Origin of the sequence: Bacillus sp. RZ2MS9, assembly GCF_001816185.2 — a bacterium.
GTDB classification, from domain to species: domain Bacteria; phylum Bacillota; class Bacilli; order Bacillales; family Bacillaceae_G; genus Bacillus_A; species Bacillus_A cereus.
In genome coordinates this window covers 2,052,156-2,072,029 of sequence record NZ_CP049978.1, presented here as the reverse complement: position 1 = coordinate 2,072,029, position 19,874 = coordinate 2,052,156, and the positions used below count along the sequence as shown (strand labels likewise).

The following is a 19,874-nucleotide window of genomic DNA, read 5'->3' as shown; positions in this document are numbered from 1 at the left end:
TTATTTATATGATCGAAGCGATTCATCCCACGGCCACTCACTTCCGACGTTTGATTCTAATAACAGTACCGAAACGATTATTCCGGCTTCAAATCCTCTCGTTCCCCCCGGCAAAACGATAAATGCATTCGCTTCTGCAAGTGAAGAAATTGCGCTAGATTTATCTAAACCAACTGGTGTAACTTGTAATTGACCATCTACAAATTCCACTCTCCCTCTTACAAAACGAGTAAACGGATTTGCTTTCGAAAAGTCTTTTTGTAAAATTGCTTCTGCACGATAAATGTGTGGATCTTTCCTATGCAAATATGTTCCAATGACTGGTCGAACATATAACTCACATCCGACATAACAAGCAGAAGGATTACCAGATAAACCAAATAGTAGTTTTCCTTCTACCTCAGCTACAGTTGTCACACTTCCTGGTCGTATCGCTATTTTGTTAAAAAGTATATTAGCTTGTAACCTCTTATGAATAGCAGGTAAATAGTCATAATCTCCTACCGAAACGCCACCAGTTGTAATTAAAATATCGACTTCTTTCATCGCTTTTTTTACAGTGTTATAACACGTCTCTAAATCATCAGCGAATTGCCCATAATACTGTACAACTCCGCCGGCTCGTTCAATTTGAGCAGCAATCATATAAGAGTTACTATTTCGAATCTTCCCTAGCTTTAATTGTTCATGTACTTCAAGCAGTTCGCTTCCTGTTGTTACAATTCCAATAACCGGCTGTTTTATAACATGTACGGAACTATAACCAAACGTAGCAAGAAGCGCTGCTACTCCAGGATTAATAACAGTCCCTTTTTTCACAAGGATGCTATTTTGGTTTACATCTTCTCCTTTAAAAGAAATGTTATCGCCAGAAGAGAAAGAGCGTTTTAATACCATATAAATCTTTTCGTTTTCTTCAAATCCTTCCGTTAGCTCTAACATAACAACCGCATTACACCCTTCCGGAATTGCGGCACCTGTCATAATACGGACAGCTTGAAATTCTTTCACTTCTTCTGTAAAAACAAAGCCTGCTCCAATTTCGCCAATTACTTCAAATTGAATGGGGTTACTACTACTCGCTTCTTTTGTATCTTCCGCTCGAATCGCAAACCCGTCGTATGGAGAGCGATCAAAATGCGGAACATCATGATCTGCAATAACATCTTCTCCAAGTGTTCTACCGTAGCTTTCTATAAGAGAAACCTTTTCCATTTCACCTTGGTAGGCATATTTCATTACACGAGCAACTGCTTCTGCTACTGGAATTGGTATACGTTTATCTAACATTCTTTTTCACCTCGTTTTAATAAGGAAAAAACGATTTTTCTGTTCATCCTATATATTTGGCGTATAATCGTTTTGCTATTTTCACATCATTTGTCCCATGAATAAATGCCCTACCGTCTATAAATAAAACAAAACGATATTCATCAACTAGAAATGATAGTAAGTAAGGCGTTTTTTTGACATGTACACTTTTTTGTAATCGTTTTTGAATTTCGGTTAAATTAAGATTTCTCTTTATTCCTGAACGGATTTGAACTGTATTCCGTCCGCATAACACTTCCGTTTTCATTTGCGCTTCAAATATTAAGCTTGGATACGTTCGTGATTTCCCACAAGAAGGACATGTACTTTTCTTCTGTCTATTTACTTTTAATGAGAGATATTGATTGTTCCAAATATCAAATGACAACATCGTCCCTCTTAATGCTTCATAATCACCCACCAATATTTTCATCGCCTCTGTAACTTGGTGAGCAACGACCATTTGTACAGCTGGCTGAATGATTCCGGCTGTATCGCATGTTGCACCGCCCATAGGATGATCCATTAGACAGCGAAAACATGGTGTTTTCCCAGGAAGAATTGTATACGTTACACCGTAACTCCCAATACATCCGCCATATATCCAAGGTATATTTTCTTTTTGTGAAATGTCATTTATAAGTAGACGCGTATCGAAATTGTCAGTCGCATCTAATATGAGATCCACATCTTTTGTTAACTCTTCTATTTCTCGCATTGTGACATCTGTTACAACTGGTACAATTTCCACTTCAGAATTAATCTTTCTTACATGTTCTGCTGCTGCAATTGCTTTTAGTTTACACTGCTGCGCATCTTCTTCTGTATATAACTGCTGCCGCTGTAAATTACTCCATTCGACGTAGTCACGATCAGCAATTGTCAATTTCCCAATTCCCATCCTAGCAAGTGCTTCTGCATTCGCAGCTCCTAGCGCACCCGCACCGATTAGGAGCACATGCTTTTCTCTTATTTTTCTTTGTCCCATTTCACCAATTCCAGAAAACAACACTTGTCTTGAATAACGCTCTTGCATAAGAAATCCTCCTTTCACTATCCACCAATGTAAGACATTTCAACTTTTGGACGTTTACTTGTATTCTCAACCGTTCTTTCATCTGAATATCGATCTGTTCTATATCGCCATGTATCATTTAAAATTTTTAATAGTGATGCATCAGAAATATTTTCTCGAAGAAGCGTTCGCAAATCCGTTCCTTTCGCTCCAAATAGGCATGTGAAAAACTTGCCGTCTGCCGAAATACGAGCTCTCGTACAAGAAGAACAAAATGACTCAGAAACAGAAGTAATAAATCCAACTTCTGCATTACTCCCTACATATCGATACAATTTCGCAACCTCTCCAAAATAACGAGGCTGAGCGGGCTCAATTGGATATACACGATTAATTTTCTCTATTAATTGTTCCTTCGTAATGACTTCTTCAAAATTCCATCCGTTTGTACTGCCTACATCCATAAACTCAATGAAACGGAGCTGAATTTCTTTTTCTTTAAAATAACGCGCCATATGAAGAATTTGACTATCATTCATCCCTTTTTTTACGACCATATTTACCTTTACTTCTAATCCAGCAGCATTTGCTGCTTCTATTCCTTTCAGTACAGGTTTTGTACTTACATTTCTTCCGTTAATTTTTTTGAAGACATGGTCCTCTATCGCATCTAAACTAATATTTACACGTTTTAATCCCGCGTCTTTTAGCGCCTTAGCTTGTTTTGCTAAATGAATTCCGTTTGTTGTGAGTCCAATGTCTTTTAAGCCTTCTAGATTTGTAAGTCTTGCAATTAATTTCGGTAAGTCTTTACGCAATAAAGGTTCACCGCCAGTAAGCCTAATTTTATTAACTCCCATACTTATAAATAATCTAGCTAACCTTTCTATTTCATTAAATGTTAATAAACACTCTTCCTGTAAAAAAGCATAATCAGGTCCGAACACTTCAGCAGGCATACAATATGTGCACCTAAAATTACAACGATCAATAACTGAAATGCGTAAATCTTGAAGTGGCCGCTTTAAAGAATCTTTCATGTTCTCGTGCATCTATATCCCTTCTTTTCTGCTGCAATCCTTAGTAAGTTTTCATTTTTTTATTTGCCTTCATTATAAAAAAGAAGCTACATATTCAATGTGACTTTTCTCACATCACTTTCCCCATTCAAAAAATTTTCACAAATCTGTTCGCATTTTGTTCACATCTTTAGCTACTCCTCCTTACGGTCATTGAAATTTCAATTTATTTTTAAATAGCTCTTGCATTTTCATCATACTTACACTCAAAATAGGAAATGTATTGCTTATAAGAAGAAAGGTGATCACTGTGGCAAACAGTATGACATTATCTCAAGATTTAAAAGAATTACTTGCATCTGTTGAATATAAAATGCAGATAAAAAAAGGTAGTTTTATTTTTCAAGAAGGTATGGAGGCAACAGAACTCTATATCATTCACTCAGGGAAAGTACAAATTAGTAAACTTAGTGCTGACGGACAAGAATTAACACTTCGAATTTGTTCGGAATATGACATTATTGGAGAATTAACATTGTTCACGGATAATGCAAAATATTTATTAAACTCAAAATGTCTTGAAGATGTTGAAGTAGGTGTAATAAAACGTGAAGCGTTAGAAAAAGCATTACTCCAAAAACCCGCTCTTGTATTTGAATTTATGAAATGGATTAGTGAACATTTAAGAAGAATGCAAACGAAGTTCCGAGATTTAGTATTACACGGCAAAAAAGGTGCCCTGTACTCTACTCTTATACGAATGACAAATAGTTACGGTGTATTAAAAGAAAATGGTATTCTCATCGATTTACCATTAACGAATCAAGAACTCGCTAATTTCTGTGCAACTTCACGTGAAAGTGTAAATCGAATGTTAAATGAATTAAAAAAGCAAGGTACAATTTCAATTCATAAAGGAAAGATTACAATCCACGATTTACAATTTTTAAAATGTGAAATTGCTTGTGAAGATTGCTCTGCTTCTGTTTGTAGCATTGATTAGCATCTTATTTAGATGCTAATCTTTTTTCAATTTAAACTACTTATTAACGTTTATTCCCTATGTAAACAAAAACGAGGCCTTCCATATTAGACCTCGTTTCGTTTTAACCATTAGCTCCTATCCGTTTACAGCAGTATTATTTTTTCAACTCATTAGGAATACGTCTTCTGTAAATCACATAACTACGGCTTACATATTTAATTGGGGCACTAAATACATGTACAAGTCTTGTAAATGGCCACACTGCGAAAAGCCCCATCCCTGCGAGAATGTGAATTTTAAACCATATTGGTACTTCCATCATATATTCAACTTTCGGTTGGAAAATAAAGAGACTTCGGAACCAAGGGCCAATCGTTGTACGATAATCAAATCCTTTTGAATCGATATTTAAAAATGTTGAAGAAAGCCCTGCTAGCATTACGATAAGTAATAAAATAAGCGCAATATAATCTCCCTTTGTACTCGTTGCAATGATACGTTTTACAGTTACGCGGCGGTACGTTAATATAATTAAACCGATAATAGAAGCAACACCTGCCGGAAGTCCGAAACTAATTGCTACTACATGATACATATGCTCAGAGATACCTATTGAACGGTATACAGCTTCTGGAATTAAAATTCCCATAACATGACCGCCAATTACGAACATGATCCCAAAGTGGAATAATAGACTCCCGACCCGGAGCATCTTCTTTTCTAATAGTTCACTAGATTTTGATGTCCATCCAAATTGATCATAGTTGTATCTAAAAATATGTCCACCGATAAAGATTGCAAAAATGATATAGGGAAACAATACCCATAGAAATTGATCCATCATTTTAACAACTCTCCTTTCTAATTTGTCTGTACACCCCATGTTTCGATAGCGAGTAGAACAGCCGCAAGAATTGGTTCATACATACTGTCTGCTTCTTTTAATTGAACGTGTAACGCTTGTATATTCTCCGTGTATTTACTCATAATTGGTTCACTGTCTATCTCATTTGCATTTGCAAAGAACTCAAGCAATAGCGGTAAATAATCAGGTAATTCTTTATCTGTTACTTCAAAACCAGATTTTTTATAATGCTGTTTTAACTCCAGTAATTCAATACCTCTTTCTCTTTGTTCACCAGTGTTCATATAAGTAAGATACATATTTGTTTTCTTACCAAAATCGAATGTATATACGTAACTATCAATGAGTTGATCATTCGTTTTATCTAGCGCTTGCTTTATAAAGGCTGTAAGTGACGCTTTAACGTCTTCCTGTTCTATTGTTTCAACCTCTTCTTGCAATTCAGTTACAGCTTCTCTCCACCCTAGTTCAGGATAGGAGAGAAGAAAAGAAGAACAAGAAAAAGCTGTTTGTAAACTTTGTCTCATAATTTTCTGCCCCCTTTATTTAAGAAATTGTCATACAAGAGCCTGGACCACCTGTGAATGATAAACCACAGCTTCCTTGTTCGCTATATAAATCTGCCACTTGTTCACGGTGAGATGTCGGGATAACGAAGCGATCTTTATATTTCGCAATGGCAAGAAGACGATACATATCTTCTACATCCTGTTTCGTTAAACCAAGTTCTTTTAATACAGCTTCATTTGGCTCTTTATTAATTTGCAGTGCTCTCATATATGTTCGCATAACAGCCATTTTTTTCAATGTAAGACGAATGTGTGATTCATCCCCTGTAGTGAGTAAATTCGCTAAATATTGAATTGGAATACGCATATTATCAATTGCAGGGAAAACCTCTTCTGCTTGCCAGTTACTACCTTTCCCTTCCACCATGTTCATAATTGGGCTAAGCGGAGGGATATACCAAACCATCGGCATTGTACGATACTCCGGGTGAAGAGGCAGAGCAATTTTCCAATCGATAATCATTTTATAGATAGGTGACTGTTGTGCTGCTTTAATCCATTCTTCAGGAATGCCTTGTTTTTTCGCTTCAGCTGCTATTTCTGGATCATTTGGATCTAGGAAAACAGTAAGCTGCGATTCATATAAATCTTTTTCGTCTTCAACAGAAGCTGCTTCTTTTACTTTATCAGCGTCATATAGCATTACTCCAATATACCTGATACGTCCTACACATGTTTCTGAACAAATTGTTGGCATACCAGCTTCAATACGTGGGAAGCACATTGTACATTTTTCAGCTTTATTCGTTTGCCAGTTAAAATACACTTTTTTATATGGACAAGATGATACGCAGAATCTCCATGCGCGACATGCATTTTGATCTACAAGAACAATTCCATCTTCTTCACGCTTATACATCGCACCAGATGGACAAGATGATACGCAAGATGGATTCATACAATGTTCACATATGCGTGGTAAATACATCATAAAGACGTTTTCAAAATCTGTTTTAATTTCTTCTTCCATTTTCTTTACGTTTGGATCTTGCAATCCAGTTATATGTCCGCCTGCTAAGTCATCTTCCCAGTTTGGACCCCATTCAATTTTGTCGATAAATTCGCCTGTAATTGCTGATTTCGGACGAGCAACTGGCTGATGCTTACGCTGCGGACTATTTGTTAACGTTTCATAATCATAGTTCCAAGGTTCAAAGTAATCATCAATCGTTGGTTGATCTGGATTGTGGAAAATATTCATAAGACGTTTCATTTTCGAACCGGATTTTAGCTGAATTTCACCATTTTTCAATTCCCAGCCGCCTTTATATTTCTCCTGATCTTCCCATTGTTTCGGATAACCAATACCTGGTTTCGTTTCTACGTTATTGAAATACATATATTCAGCACCTGGACGATTTGTCCAGGTGTTTTTGCATGTTACGCTACAAGTATGACAGCCGATGCATTTATCTAGGTTCATTACCATTCCGACTTGTGCTTTAATCTTCAAGCCAATCTACCTCCTTCAGTTTACGGATTACAACATTTAAATCACGCTGGTTCCCAGTTGGACCATAATAGTTAAATCCATAACTTAATTGACCATATCCACCAATCATATGTGTCGGTTTTACGTGAATTCGAGTTGGACTATTATGCGTTCCCCCGCGATTACTTGTTAATTTCGTACCAGGTACGTTAATGTGACGATCTTGCGCATGATGCATAAATGCCATTCCTCTCGGTATACGGTGCGTTACAACAGCACGCGCTACAACAACACCGTTACGATTAAAGCACTCAATCCAATCATTATCTGCAACACCCGCTTCAGCAGCGTCCTCTTTATTCATCCAAACAGTTGGACCACCTCTAAATAGCGTTAACATCGGTAATGAATCGAAGTACATACTATGAATCGACCACTTATTATGCGGTGTTAAATAGTTTAATGTAATTTCTTTCCCTTCTACTTCAGGTCGTGATTTACGGAACGGTTTATGTTGCAGAATTGGTTTAAATGTTGCCATCGTTTCACCAAATTCTTTCATCATGTCATGGTCTAAGTAGAAAGATTGTCGACCAGTTATCGTTCTCCAAGGGATGAGACGTTCCACATTTGTTGTAAACGGTGAGTAACGTCGTCCACCTTTTTCTGAACCTGTAAAGGCCGGAGAAGTAATTACTGTTTTCGGTTGTGCTGTAATTTGTTCGAATGTAAAGCATTCTTCTTCACGTTCTTCTGCTAAATCACGTAGTTTTAAATCTGTTTGTTTTTCAAGTGCTTCCCATGCTTTTACTGCCATATGACCGTTTGTTGTAGAAGATAGTGTTAATACCGCTTCAGCAGCATTGATTGCTTCTTTGATGTCTGGACAACCTTTCGCGATAGAATCCGTTCGAACGACTCCTAATTTGCTCTTTAATTGCTCATACTCTTTTTCTGCTGACCAAGAGATCCCTTTCGTACCAATCGGTTGTTTTCCGGCATTTGGTCCAAGCGCAGTCATTTTGTCATAAATCGTTTTATAATCCCTTTCAACAACGTGAATTTGTGGCATCGTTTTACCCGGGATTGGTTCACATTCACCTTTACTCCAATCTTTAATCTTGCCAAGTGGTTGCGCTAATTCTTGCGGTGTATCATGAAGAAGTGGTGTTGCAACAACTTCTTTCATTGGTTCAAGATCAATTTTCTTCGCTAAATCTGACACAGCTTTAGAAAGTGAAGTGAAAATATCCCAGTCAGAGCGCGCTTCCCACGGTGAACCGATTGCCGGATTAAATGGATGTACAAATGGATGCATATCTGTACTGCTTAAATCGTGTTTTTCGTACCAAGTTGAAGCAGGTAAGACGATATCAGAATACAGTGCTGTTCCAGCCATACGGAAATCTAAATTAATGAGTAAATCAAGCTTCCCTTCTGGCGCTTCTTCATGCCACTTTATTTCTTCTGGTCGTAATGAATCACTGTCGTCATTCATTAACCCGTTTGTTGTACCTAATAAATGTTTTAAGAAATATTCATGTCCTTTACCAGAACTCGAAATTAAATTCGCACGCCATACGAATAAATTGCGCGGGAAGTTGTTATTGTTATCTGGATCTTCAATCGCAAATTTCAGTTCTTTTTCTTTTAATTTTTGTGCAACATATTTTCCGATTTCTTCTTGCGTTGTTGCACCAGCAGCAACAGCCTCTTTATATAATTCAATTCCATTTTTCTCGAATGTTGGATAAGAAGGTAACCAGCCAAGTCGTGCAGCTAATACGTTGTAATCACCGTGATGTTGATAACGAGAGTTACCTTCAACTGGTGATGCTAAATGTCCAACAGGTGTATCTTCATAACGCCATTGATCTGTTACGAAATAGAAGAAGGATGTACCGTTTTGTAATTTCGGTGGACCTTGCCAATCTTTTGCCATCGCGATTGTTTGCCATCCTTCTGCTGGTCTTAATTTTTCTTGACCAACATAATGAGCCCAACCACCGCCGTTTACACCTTGTGCTCCAACGAGAAGAACAAGATTTAAAACGGCGCGATAAATCGTATCAGAGTTAAACCAATGGTTAATACCCGCTCCGACAATTATCATTGAGCGACCATTCGTATCAACAGCATTTTGTGCGAACTCACGAGCGATTTGAATAATAAGCTCACGTTTTACTCCTGTCATTTTCTCTTGCCATGCAGGTGTAAACGGTATGTCATCATTGAAGTCTTTCGGTTCTTGTCCGCCAAGCCCGCGGTTCACACCGTAATTTGCTAACGTTAAGTCGTATACAGTTGTAACGAACAATTCGCCCTCTTCTGTCATAACCTTTTTCACTGGAATCGTACGTTCTAATATTTTGTTTCCATCATCAGAGAAGTACGGAATTTGTACAGTTTGAACACTATCCTCCATTCCAAGTAAAGAAAGACGTGGATCAATCTTTTCACCTGTTTCTTCATCTTCTAAACGCAAGTTCCATTTCTTTTCATTATCCCAACGTGACCCCATTGTGCCGTGAGGTGTTGCAAAATCATTCGTATTCTCGTTCCAAAGAACAGGTTTCCATTCCCCTAACTTCGTTTCTCGTCCAATATCAGAAGCATTTAAGAACCGATCAGCAACGAATTGATCTCCTTTTTGTTTCAATGTGACAAAGAAAGGAAAATCAGTATATTGCTTCGCATACTTTGTGAAATATTCCACTTGATTATCTACGTAAAATTCTTGTAAGATTACATGCCCCATTGCCATCGCAAGTGCACCGTCTGTACCTTGTTTCACACTAATCCAATCATCCGCAAACTTTGTTGATTCAGCGAAATCAGGACTGACAGAAACGACTTTCGTTCCTTTATATCGAACCTCTGCTAAAAAGTGTGCATCTGGTGTTCTCGTCATTGGTACATTTGAACCCCATGTCATAATGTACCCAGAGTTATACCAGTCACTACTTTCCGGTACATCTGTTTGATCGCCCCAAATTTGAGGAGAAGCTGGTGGTAAATCCGCATACCAATCATAGAAGCTAAGCATCGGTCCACCCATAAGTTGCATAAAGCGACTACCAGCAGCATGACTTAACATCGACATAGCTGGAATTGGTGAAAAGCCAACATTTCGATCTGGCCCGTATTTAATTACTGTATAAAGTAGAGAGGCTGAAACGAGTTGTAATACTTCATCCCAATTCGCACGAATGAATCCCCCTTTACCACGCGCCTGCTTATACGTACGTGCCTTTTCACGGTTTTCCACAATGCTTTTCCAAGCCTCTAATGGTGACTCGTTATTTTGCAATTCTTCTTGCCACATATTCCAAAGAACACCACGTACATAAGGGTATTTCACACGAAGTGGACTATAAATGTACCAAGAAAAACTTGCTCCACGTGGGCATCCTCGCGGTTCAAAATCTGGCATATCAGGACCTGTAGTCGGATAGTTAAGCTCCTGCCCTTCCCAAGTTACAATTCCATCTTTCACATATATATTCCAGCTACATGAACCAGTACAGTTCACGCCGTGTGTAGAACGAATTACTTTATCATGCTGCCAACGCTTTCTGTACACATTTTCCCATTCGCGATCTTCATATGTTTCTTGTGTATGATTATCGTTATAACGATCTATTGGTGAAAAATATTTTAAACGTCTCATTAGTGCTGAAGTTTTTTTCTTCATACTGTTCACTCCTTTAATACGTCTCTCTTACATACCCTTACTATAAGAGAGGTTGTAAAATACAGATGTGACATTTCGCACAGTTCAAGAGATTGTCAAAAATTTATTAGAGAATAAGTTTGTGAGAAAACCTTTTGTTCCGTTGTGAAGGTTATGGTTAATCGTGATTATTAGGAGAATGGTATTTTGAGGTATCGACTATTTTGCAAAAGAAAAAGAGTTTTGATATTATTTCAAAACTGCTATAAGGAAAAGAGTATAAATTGTATGTAAAAAAATTTTTCCCAATGTTATTATTTTATATCGAGTCTGATTTTACATAAAACTACAAATCATTATTTACTGTATTGCCCTTAGTTACGGAAACAATTATACTAGATGTAATCGAAATAAATAATCTGAATATTCTCAGAATTTAAGGTAGACCTTTACTGTCTACATATAGAATTAGAAATATGTCCACTAAATTGATTAGAAAACGATAATAACATTAGGAGGATTACGATGCCCCAGCTTGATTCATTACATCCCACTGTAGAAAAAATAATCAATAATATTGAAAAAATAATGGTCGGAAAACGAAAAGAAACCATCTTAGTTTTGACAGCTCTCTTAGCTGAAGGTCATGTGCTATTAGAAGATGTTCCTGGTGTCGGAAAAACAATGCTAGTACGTGCTCTTTCTAAATCCATTGATGCTGATTATAAGCGAATTCAATTTACACCTGATTTATTGCCGTCAGATGTAACAGGAGTTTCTATTTATAATCCGAAAGAGCTCCAATTTGAGTTCAAGCCTGGACCAATTATGGGGAATTTTGTACTTGCTGATGAAATTAATCGTACATCTCCAAAGACACAATCTGCTTTACTTGAATGTATGGAAGAAGGCAATATTACAATAGATGGTATTACAAGATCTTTACCAAAGCCGTTCTTTGTCATGGCTACACAAAATCCGGTCGAATATGAAGGAACATATTCTCTACCAGAAGCTCAGCTCGATCGTTTCTTATTGAAACTAAAAATGGGATATCCTACACCAGAAGAAGAATTTGAAATTTTAAACCGGATGGAAAAAACAAATCCACTCTCTCAATTACAGACCATTACTACAATAGAAGAATTACTTTATTTACAACAAAGCGTACGGGTAGTAAGTATGGACAAAGCAATTAAGCATTACATTGTAAAGCTTGTTAATCAGACTCGTACGTACAGTTCTATACAGCTAGGTGCAAGTCCACGTGGCTCAATTGCTTTAATGAAAGCTTCACAAGCTTATGCATTTATCCATGGCAGAAATTATGTTATTCCAGACGATGTTAAACTTTTAGCTCCTTACGTTTTAGCGCATAGGCTCATTCTAAAAATGGAAGCAAAATTTGAAGGAATAACTGGCGAACAAGTTATCGCAAAAATCGTTGCACGAACTACCGTGCCTACTCAAAGGGCGATGAACCCTTGATGAAACGAATGCTGCGAGCGCTATATCACGTTATGAAGTTATCGCTACTCCCTTTATGCCTAGTCTTAACATTTATGTACGCTATGTTTCAAGGCGGGTTTGTCAGTTGGTTTTTGTTTTACAGCATAATTCCCATTGCTCTTTATTCGCTACTACTCCCCTTCTACGCTTTACGGGACGCTGAAGTAAAGCGAATAACAAACCAGAATGGATATGTAGTAGGAGAACAATTTGTAAGCACGATTACAATAAAAAGAAAATTTCCTTTTCCCTTACTTTATTTAGTTATAGAAGATGAACTGCCACCACAATTTATAAGTTGTAAACAAATAAAGATGAATAAGGTAGTACTCTTCCCAGGATTGGAACGAAATATTTCGTTTCAATATGTTATTGACACAATCCCTAGAGGCGAGCACACTTTTTCAAGCGTACGTGTCAAAACCGGCGATTTATTCGGCATGATAGAGAAAGAAGTAACTTTTTCAGTTCCAAATACATTTTTAGTCTATCCCCAGTATGTAGATATAGCGTATCGACAATTGGAAAATCATTTCGAACAAGGAGCGCTTTCAGCAAATATAAATTCAGCAAAAGACTCTACAATCTCGGTCGGTGTCAGAGACTATAAACCTGGCGATCGCTTTTCATGGATCGATTGGAAAGCAACTGCACGAACAAACAATATTATGACAAAAGAGTTTGAACAACAGCGCAGCCATAATATCATGATATTCATAGACAGAACCGAGTCTCCTCTATTCGAATCAGTCGTCACATTTACTGCCTCTATCGTAAGGGCTGTCTTGAAACAAAATTCACCAGCATCATTCGTGTCTATCGGAAAAGAACAAACTATTTTCCCTTTAGACAATGGAGATACGCAGTTACAACAAATCCTTTGTCATTTAGCAAAAGTACAAGCAGACAGTGTATTCCCGCTCTCCCAGAGTGTAAACATGGAACTAAGAAAAATTTATGAGCCCGTCACGGTTATACTCGTGACCAGTAATCTTTCTCCCGATATTCAAAAGGCGGCTGATTGTGCTGCTATAAAAAATAGAAAATGTATGGTTTTTGTCGTGAAAGAAAAAGCGAATCAACTTTCACACCGAGAAATCAGTATAATAGAAACTCTAAAAAAACGACAAATATTTGTAAACACGGTTTATGAAAACCGGTATACAAACGTGTTTTTTGAGGTGAGCAAATGATAACATTACAAACAAAATACAAGTGGGATACGAACAGATTCTTTATGCATGCATGTGTATTTCTTCTTTTACTAGAATGGCTAAGACCTCTTATAGGTATTACAAATGTAGGTAGATTAGATATTTTCGTAACATTTATAGGAATTTGCTTCGCTCTCTCTTTTTTTCAAACGAGGTGGCAGATTCCAATAAAAATTGTCACAGTCCTATTTATCATTCATTCCCTATATTATAAAAATGCTTTTATAAATCCATCTTGGCTAACAACATTCTTTTCTGATATGTCTCGAAATTCCTCCCTATTTTTCCAAGGGAATTTACTAGATATTTCTCCAGTTTTTCCGACGGTTTTATTTTTTCTCTCATTTTGGTTTTTGAGTTCTTTCACTTCATTTTGGATTATTCATAAAAAACGTGGGTTTCTATTTCTTGTATTGACTATTATTTATATCGCAACTTTTCATAACTTACATTTATACAATGCAAACTACGCTATTATTCGAACTGTTGTCATCGGATTTTTTATGCTTAGTCTTCTTCAAGTAGAACGAATAAAAGAACGTGAACACTTACAAAATTATGCTAGAGAAATCTCAAAATTACTTAGACCACTTACAATATTTATCGTATTATTAGCAACCATTGCATACTTTGCTCCAAAATTTGGCCCTCAATGGCCAAACCCAATGGATTTTTTAAAATTCAACACATCTGAAGCAAGTAAAGAACAAAAAGTTTCTACAATTGGGTATGGTTTAGATGACTCGCGATTAGGCGGTCCTTTTAAGGCGGATCCTACAATTGTTTTCACAGCACGAACGCAAAACAAACAATATTGGAGAGTAGAAACAAAAGATTTTTATACAGGAAAAGGCTGGGTAATTTCTGAAAATCCGAAAAAGATTTCTTTTAAAAATAAAAACGACGTCGTAAGCTGGTACGAACAAAATACAAAAACGAAAACGACTGAGGCAACAATTACCATGCAAAAAAGTTACCCTCACCTTACCTATCCAGCAGGATTAGTATCAGTTGAGGCTGCTTCTGATGTATCATACAGTGTTGACCCGTTTTCAGAAAAAATTTATACAATGAATGGAGACTCTTCTACTACTTTACATTCGTATAAAGTAACATATGAGATCCCTGAGTTTTCCATAGAAAACTTGAAAGCTGTAAAAACAAATGAAGGTCAAGAAACAAATCCTTATTTTATGACAAAGTACACACAACTTCCCAAGTCATTACCACAGCGCGTAAAAGACTTGGCTGTCAATCTTACAAATGATAAAGACAACCGATATGATAAAGTATTAGCTATTGAAAATTACTTTACAGACAACTCTTTTACATACGAATCAACGAATGTCTTATTCCCTGCCAAAAGCCAAGATTATGTAGATCAATTCCTTTTCGATACAAAAAGCGGCTACTGTAATAATTTTTCGACGTCTATGATTGTACTACTTCGTTCTGTTGGGATTCCTGCTCGCTGGGTAAAAGGCTATACAGAAGGAACTCTTGACAATGCACTTGCCTCTGCAGAAGGTGAGGATGTTTATACAATCACGAACGATAATGCACACTCTTGGGTCGAAGTATATTTCCCAGGATACGGATGGATTCCATTCGAACCAACAAAAGGATTTACTAATCCCTATAATTTTATAAATAATACGCCTGCTCCTATTTCACAAAATAGCGAAGCAAATAATTCTAATAACACGCAAATACAACAACGAAATAATGAAGCAAAACTTAAAAGTTTAATAAAAAATACAGAAGACGCTTCTACTAAAAAGGTCACAAATTCTAAAACTAGTTTGTCTTGGTGGTACGTATTCCTCTCTACGATACTAATTAGTATTATGGGATACATTCTCTTTACCACTAGAATGATATGGAGGACATTTCTTATTATTCATTTCTATAAATACCGAAAGGATGATGCTGTTTATCAAAAAGCTTACGGTGCACTTTTAAAACAATTTGCGAGAATTGGCATGCCACGGGGTGAAAGTCAAACATTCCGAGAATACGCTCTCCATATCGATACACTTTACAACTCGGCCGATATGCAACAACTTACTGCCAGTTATGAGAATGCTATGTATAAACAGGGGCAGGTTGCAGCAGAATGGAAGAAATCCGTACACTTATGGGAAGTGCTTATGAAAAAAGCAGCTTCTCTACCTAAATCAGATGGCTTTGATACAGTAATTTAATCTTGAAAATGTGAGTTTAAAGAAAACGTCTCAAAGAACTACATTGTTCTTTGAGACGTTTTTTAATAAAGTGAAACTCCTAATTATTCTCCAAGTACCTTCTCAATCTCAACCTCTAAATCTACCGGCTTCGTCTGCGGCGCAAAACGCCCTACTACTTTCCCGTCTTTTCCGATTAAAAACTTCGTAAAATTCCATTTCACTGCTTTCATACCGAGTAAACCTGGTGCTTGTTCTGTCATGTATGTATATAAAGGATGAGCCTTATCACCTTTCACATCAACCTTTGCAAACATTGGGAAGTTTACACCGTAGTTTAATTCACAAAAACTAGTAATGTCCGCTTCTGTACCTGGTTCTTGTCCTCCGAATTGGTTACAAGGGAATCCGAGTATTTCAAGTCCTTGGTCTTTATATTTATCATACACCTCTTGTAATCCTTTATATTGCGGTGTGAAACCACATTTACTAGCTACATTTACAATAAGAAGTGCTTTTCCTTCGTAATCTTTTAACGATTTTTCTTCACCGGTAATTGTTTTAGCTGAAAAATCATAAACTGTCATTGTCTTTGCCCCTCTCTTCACTATCATTCTATGTTTATACTATACTACATTCGTGAATATACATCTCTTATTACGTACTTATAAGATATAATTATAGCGCTTTATTTTCGTTCAAAATTCGACACATACTACTAGACTTTTATGATGGAAAGTTTTACAATTGAAATGTGAACAAAATGTGACAGTTTATATTCCATTATAAAAGAAAAGGATGGTGTCCATTATGAAAACTGCACAACATGAAACGATTTCAAATCGCGAGTTTTATTTCGTACTATATATGATGTTATTGTATGTTACTGGCTGGGTAATCGATGTAAATGGTTTATTCTTAAGCTCCTACTTTAATTTAGCAGGAGAGATTATGCTTCCATTAGTAGGCGGGATTGTTGGACTGTTCATTATGTCTATTAATAAACAACAAACGAAATAATAATATTACAAAAAGGCAGAAGACGAGCTTCGTTTTCTGCCTTTTTTCTATTTTATCGTATAATAGAAACATGCAGTATATAAGGAGTGGTAAATATGAAAAAAGTAGAGCAATTATCTTCTCACCTATATCTTATTGATGATTTCGATTTACAGCATAATGAACGAACAGGTACGTACGTTTTATTAGGTGACGATATTACTTTAATTGAAACTTGTGCAGCCCCTTCTCTTCCGTATATTTTAGACGGCTTACAACAATTACATATTGATTTAAACGATGTTAAAAACATTATCGTTACACATGTGCATTTAGATCACGCTGGCGCAGCTGGTTTAATGATGGAGAAGTGCCCAAATGCTACGTTATATGTGCATTCTCGTGGTGCTCGTCATATGATTGATCCAACAAAACTCATTTTAGGTGCAAAAGCTGTCTACAAAGAAGATTTCGATAAACTCTTTGATCCAATTCTTCCAATTGAAGAAGAACGTGTTCATATTGTACAACATGGTGATACGTTAAAAATTGCAAAAGACCGCACCCTTACATTTTACGATACACCAGGACATGCGAAGCACCATATTAGCATTCACGATTCATTAACAAACGGGATTTTCACTGGTGATACAATTGGAATTTATTATAGAGAACTCGCAAACGTTGGTGTAGAACTGTATCTACCATCAACGTCCCCTTCACAATTTCAACCAGATGCGATGATTGCTTCTAAAAATCATATTCAAAGTATGGATGTAGATACTATTTATTTCGGTCATTACGGCGCATCCTCTCATGTTACAGAAGTATACAATCAACTGGAACATTGGCTACCTATTTTCGTTCAGACTGGTAAGGAAGTCTTTGAAAAGTATAATGATTTCGATGAAGCGACTAAAGCTTTACAAACTTTGTTAATGGATAAAATCTCTTCTCATCTTACAAAGTTAAACGTTCCATCAGATCATTCCGTTTATAATATTTTACATCTAGATATAGAAATTAGTGCAATGGGCATTATTGATTATTTCACGAAGCAAGAAAAAGCAAACTCCACTATTAACTAACAGTAAAAGAAGAGATATACAACAGTAGTTATTGTATATCTCTTCTTTTTTTGAATATATTTTGAGTAAAGGATGGTGGAATATAATGCAAAAAGTGATGCTATACCTCTGCTTTACATTATTTATCGTCTTATTATTATTTGTAGGAGTAAAAATTCAATTTTATTTAGATACAGACACGCAAGTGAACTTTAACGTTTATCCAAGATTATTCTACTTTACACTCTTCCCTCTTATATTTGGCATTTTATTACGATTCCTTCAATCTATTAATCGCGAAACAAGTAAACAAAACTGGAGCTTTCAACCGGATAAATTTATTGCTATTACAGTGCCTACACTATTCATTTCCTTTTCCCCAGCACTACTCTTTTCACCACTTGCAGAATACCTACCTTATTTAGTTAATATTATTCTAATAAATACAACTTTTGTTACGATAATTAGTTTAATAGCTGGTTATTCCCTTTTAGATTGTTTTATACAAAAAGATAATGCAAATATGAAAAAGTATAATTGAACACTCTTTTTTGTTTCAATAAAAAAGCTCAAAGCTAAGGCTATGAGCTTTTCTAATTATTGCACCTTTTCATTTACATATTCCATAAACTGCTCTGCTTTAATAAATCTTTCTTTGTACGCTTCAGGTACTTCTTCTATTGTTATCCCCCCACTCGATTTCGTTTTTACTAAAACGGTTTGATATGACATTAATGCTTCCATATATTGTTCATACTCTTCAGGAGTTAATACCTCTTTACTAGACTTATGGCCATTTAATTTATCAAAATACGGATGAAGCTCCATTACCACCTTTTTCAATTCCTCTTTTTTAGCCGGTAATAATTGATCATAATCAATATTACCGTTCGAATCTCCGTAAGTAAGTTTTGCATTTGTTAATTTTTTTAGTTCTTTTGTAAACTCTTCATATTCCTTCGTACCCATTTCATCTTTCGCCTCTGATAATTTTGCACTAAAACGCATATACGCCTCTAATGTCATCGTTCCGGCATGTTTTTTTAAATTCTCGAAAGATCCGTATATACCATCCGCCATAATAGATTGATACGCAAAACCAGTCGTCGGGATTAAAAATGCTGCCGCAAGCACTCCTGCAATAAGACGCTTCTTCCTTTTGTTCCCTCCGCGATTCATTTTAATCTGAACAATTACTTTTTCTTTTAACTCCGGCGGGGCAACAATTCCCTTCGATTCTTCTTGTATAGATTCTCTAACTCTACAATCTAAACTCATTTCACATTCCCTACCTCTCCTAAAAAGATTTCTTCTACTTGCTCTTTTTGACGTAGTTTCTTTAATGCTGCGTGAATTCTAGATTTCACAGTACCAATTGGAATATGTAATATTTGTGCTACTTCTTCTTGTGAATAATCGTGTAAGTATCTTAAGATAATAACTTGTTTCAATTTATACGGTAATTTATGAATGAGTTCAATTAGTTTTTGGTTTGATATTTTACTTACAACATCGTTAGAAAAATCAATTTGCACTGACTTTCTTTGCTCTTCTGCTTTTTTTATAATTCGTAGTCGCATCCACCTCTTTCTTCTATAAGAGTGAATTTGTTTAATCGCAAGTCCAATTAGCCAAGGACGAAATGGCTTCTCGCTATCATACTTACGAAGCGATTCATATAGTTGTATGTATATTTCTTGAACGACATCATCTACATCCGTTTTATCCTCTATTAAAAAATGTGCTGTTTTATATACTTCTTGAATCGTTTTATCATACAACTTGCTATATGCTTCTTTATTTCCTGATAAAGTTAATTGGATTAAATGTGCGTAATCTATTTCACCCTTCATATTCCAGCCCTCCTTTGTCTTACACTATATATTGGCAGGTAATTCATATTTCGTTCGATTTTTTTAAAGTTTTTTTATATAAATTAATATTATGATTCATTGAGTTCATAAGCTTCACTTATAACCACACATAACTATTATATAATTTTCCAATTTCTGATAAAGATTTAAAATAATTTA

17 protein-coding genes are annotated in these 19,874 nt (G+C 36.1%); 7 read left to right on the top strand and 10 right to left on the bottom strand.

Annotated elements, in window-relative coordinates; genetic code table 11:
- Genes BHV55_RS10700 through moaA form a run of 3 tightly spaced genes read right to left on the bottom strand, consistent with a single transcriptional unit; the run spans nucleotide 1 to nucleotide 3,378 of the window.
- Nucleotides 1-1,290 (bottom strand): molybdopterin molybdotransferase MoeA, encoded by a 1,290-nt coding sequence (locus BHV55_RS10700; RefSeq protein WP_070757459.1) that lies wholly within the window; start codon nucleotides 1,288-1,290, stop codon nucleotides 1-3.
- A 43-nt stretch (nucleotides 1,291-1,333) separates the two neighbouring features.
- Nucleotides 1,334-2,347 carry a molybdopterin-synthase adenylyltransferase MoeB gene (locus tag BHV55_RS10695; RefSeq protein ID WP_070757461.1) on the bottom strand — a complete coding sequence of 338 codons (1,014 nt, stop codon included), beginning with the start codon at nucleotides 2,345-2,347 and terminating at the stop codon, nucleotides 1,334-1,336.
- A gap of 17 nt (nucleotides 2,348-2,364) precedes the next feature.
- Nucleotides 2,365-3,378, bottom strand: a complete 1,014-nt coding sequence (gene moaA, locus BHV55_RS10690; RefSeq protein ID WP_000545029.1) for a GTP 3',8-cyclase MoaA — start codon at nucleotides 3,376-3,378, stop codon at nucleotides 2,365-2,367.
- Between the two features lie 277 nt (nucleotides 3,379-3,655).
- Here moaA and BHV55_RS10685 point away from each other — a divergent pair, with 277 nt between their 5' ends.
- Complete coding sequence (locus BHV55_RS10685; protein WP_000013866.1) at nucleotides 3,656-4,348, top strand: Crp/Fnr family transcriptional regulator; 693 nt, start codon at nucleotides 3,656-3,658, stop codon at nucleotides 4,346-4,348.
- A gap of 136 nt (nucleotides 4,349-4,484) precedes the next feature.
- Here the strand turns inward: BHV55_RS10685 and narI are convergent, their stop codons facing one another.
- Genes narI through BHV55_RS10665 form a run of 4 tightly spaced genes read right to left on the bottom strand, consistent with a single transcriptional unit; the run spans nucleotide 4,485 to nucleotide 10,890 of the window.
- Nucleotides 4,485-5,174 carry a respiratory nitrate reductase subunit gamma gene (gene narI, locus BHV55_RS10680; RefSeq protein WP_000969225.1) on the bottom strand — a complete coding sequence of 230 codons (690 nt, stop codon included), beginning with the start codon at nucleotides 5,172-5,174 and terminating at the stop codon, nucleotides 4,485-4,487.
- Between the two features lie 17 nt (nucleotides 5,175-5,191).
- Complete coding sequence (narJ, locus tag BHV55_RS10675) at nucleotides 5,192-5,722, bottom strand: nitrate reductase molybdenum cofactor assembly chaperone (protein ID WP_001249923.1); 531 nt, start codon at nucleotides 5,720-5,722, stop codon at nucleotides 5,192-5,194.
- A 19-nt stretch (nucleotides 5,723-5,741) separates the two neighbouring features.
- Nucleotides 5,742-7,217 carry a nitrate reductase subunit beta gene (gene narH, locus BHV55_RS10670; protein WP_000692665.1) on the bottom strand — a complete coding sequence of 492 codons (1,476 nt, stop codon included), beginning with the start codon at nucleotides 7,215-7,217 and terminating at the stop codon, nucleotides 5,742-5,744.
- Nucleotides 7,207-10,890 (bottom strand): nitrate reductase subunit alpha, encoded by a 3,684-nt coding sequence (locus tag BHV55_RS10665; RefSeq protein ID WP_000730780.1) that lies wholly within the window; start codon nucleotides 10,888-10,890, stop codon nucleotides 7,207-7,209. Before BHV55_RS10665 ends, narH begins: the two co-directional genes overlap by 11 nt.
- 504 nt (nucleotides 10,891-11,394) lie before the next feature.
- Here BHV55_RS10665 and BHV55_RS10660 point away from each other — a divergent pair.
- The 3 genes from BHV55_RS10660 to BHV55_RS10650 are packed head-to-tail and all read left to right on the top strand — an operon-like array spanning nucleotide 11,395 to nucleotide 15,796.
- On the top strand, nucleotides 11,395-12,357 hold the full coding sequence (locus BHV55_RS10660; RefSeq protein WP_070757464.1) for an AAA family ATPase: 963 nt from the start codon (nucleotides 11,395-11,397) through the stop codon (nucleotides 12,355-12,357).
- Entirely contained in the window at nucleotides 12,357-13,571 is a 1,215-nt protein-coding gene (locus BHV55_RS10655) for a DUF58 domain-containing protein (RefSeq protein ID WP_070757466.1), read from the top strand. Before BHV55_RS10660 ends, BHV55_RS10655 begins: the two co-directional genes overlap by 1 nt.
- Nucleotides 13,568-15,796 carry a transglutaminase TgpA family protein gene (locus BHV55_RS10650; RefSeq protein ID WP_070757468.1) on the top strand — a complete coding sequence of 743 codons (2,229 nt, stop codon included), beginning with the start codon at nucleotides 13,568-13,570 and terminating at the stop codon, nucleotides 15,794-15,796. Before BHV55_RS10655 ends, BHV55_RS10650 begins: the two co-directional genes overlap by 4 nt.
- Before the next feature lie 83 nt (nucleotides 15,797-15,879).
- On the opposite strand, the gene bsaA is transcribed toward BHV55_RS10650, so the two are convergent.
- Nucleotides 15,880-16,362, bottom strand: a complete 483-nt coding sequence (gene bsaA, locus BHV55_RS10645) for a glutathione peroxidase (RefSeq protein ID WP_000219434.1) — start codon at nucleotides 16,360-16,362, stop codon at nucleotides 15,880-15,882.
- A gap of 223 nt (nucleotides 16,363-16,585) precedes the next feature.
- On the opposite strand from bsaA, the gene BHV55_RS10640 reads away from it, so the two are divergent.
- The 3 genes from BHV55_RS10640 (at nucleotide 16,586) to BHV55_RS10630 (ending at nucleotide 18,382) form a co-directional block, all read left to right on the top strand.
- Nucleotides 16,586-16,795 carry a DUF3925 domain-containing protein gene (locus BHV55_RS10640; RefSeq protein WP_000844984.1) on the top strand — a complete coding sequence of 70 codons (210 nt, stop codon included), beginning with the start codon at nucleotides 16,586-16,588 and terminating at the stop codon, nucleotides 16,793-16,795.
- Between the two features lie 95 nt (nucleotides 16,796-16,890).
- Complete coding sequence (locus BHV55_RS10635) at nucleotides 16,891-17,862, top strand: MBL fold metallo-hydrolase (protein WP_000754966.1); 972 nt, start codon at nucleotides 16,891-16,893, stop codon at nucleotides 17,860-17,862.
- 85 nt (nucleotides 17,863-17,947) lie between these two features.
- Nucleotides 17,948-18,382: a hypothetical protein gene (locus BHV55_RS10630; protein WP_070757470.1), complete on the top strand. Its 435-nt coding sequence runs from the start codon at nucleotides 17,948-17,950 to the stop codon at nucleotides 18,380-18,382.
- A 56-nt stretch (nucleotides 18,383-18,438) separates the two neighbouring features.
- On the opposite strand, the gene BHV55_RS10625 is transcribed toward BHV55_RS10630, so the two are convergent.
- Together BHV55_RS10625 and BHV55_RS10620 are read right to left on the bottom strand one after the other, a co-directional pair.
- The gene (locus BHV55_RS10625) at nucleotides 18,439-19,119 is read right to left on the bottom strand and encodes a DUF3600 domain-containing protein (protein ID WP_070757472.1); all 681 of its coding nucleotides are present in this window, start codon (nucleotides 19,117-19,119) and stop codon (nucleotides 18,439-18,441) included.
- Entirely contained in the window at nucleotides 19,116-19,694 is a 579-nt protein-coding gene (locus BHV55_RS10620) for a sigma-70 family RNA polymerase sigma factor (RefSeq protein WP_000675563.1), read from the bottom strand. Before BHV55_RS10620 ends, BHV55_RS10625 begins: the two co-directional genes overlap by 4 nt.
- Between the last annotated feature and the right edge of the window lie 180 nt (nucleotides 19,695-19,874).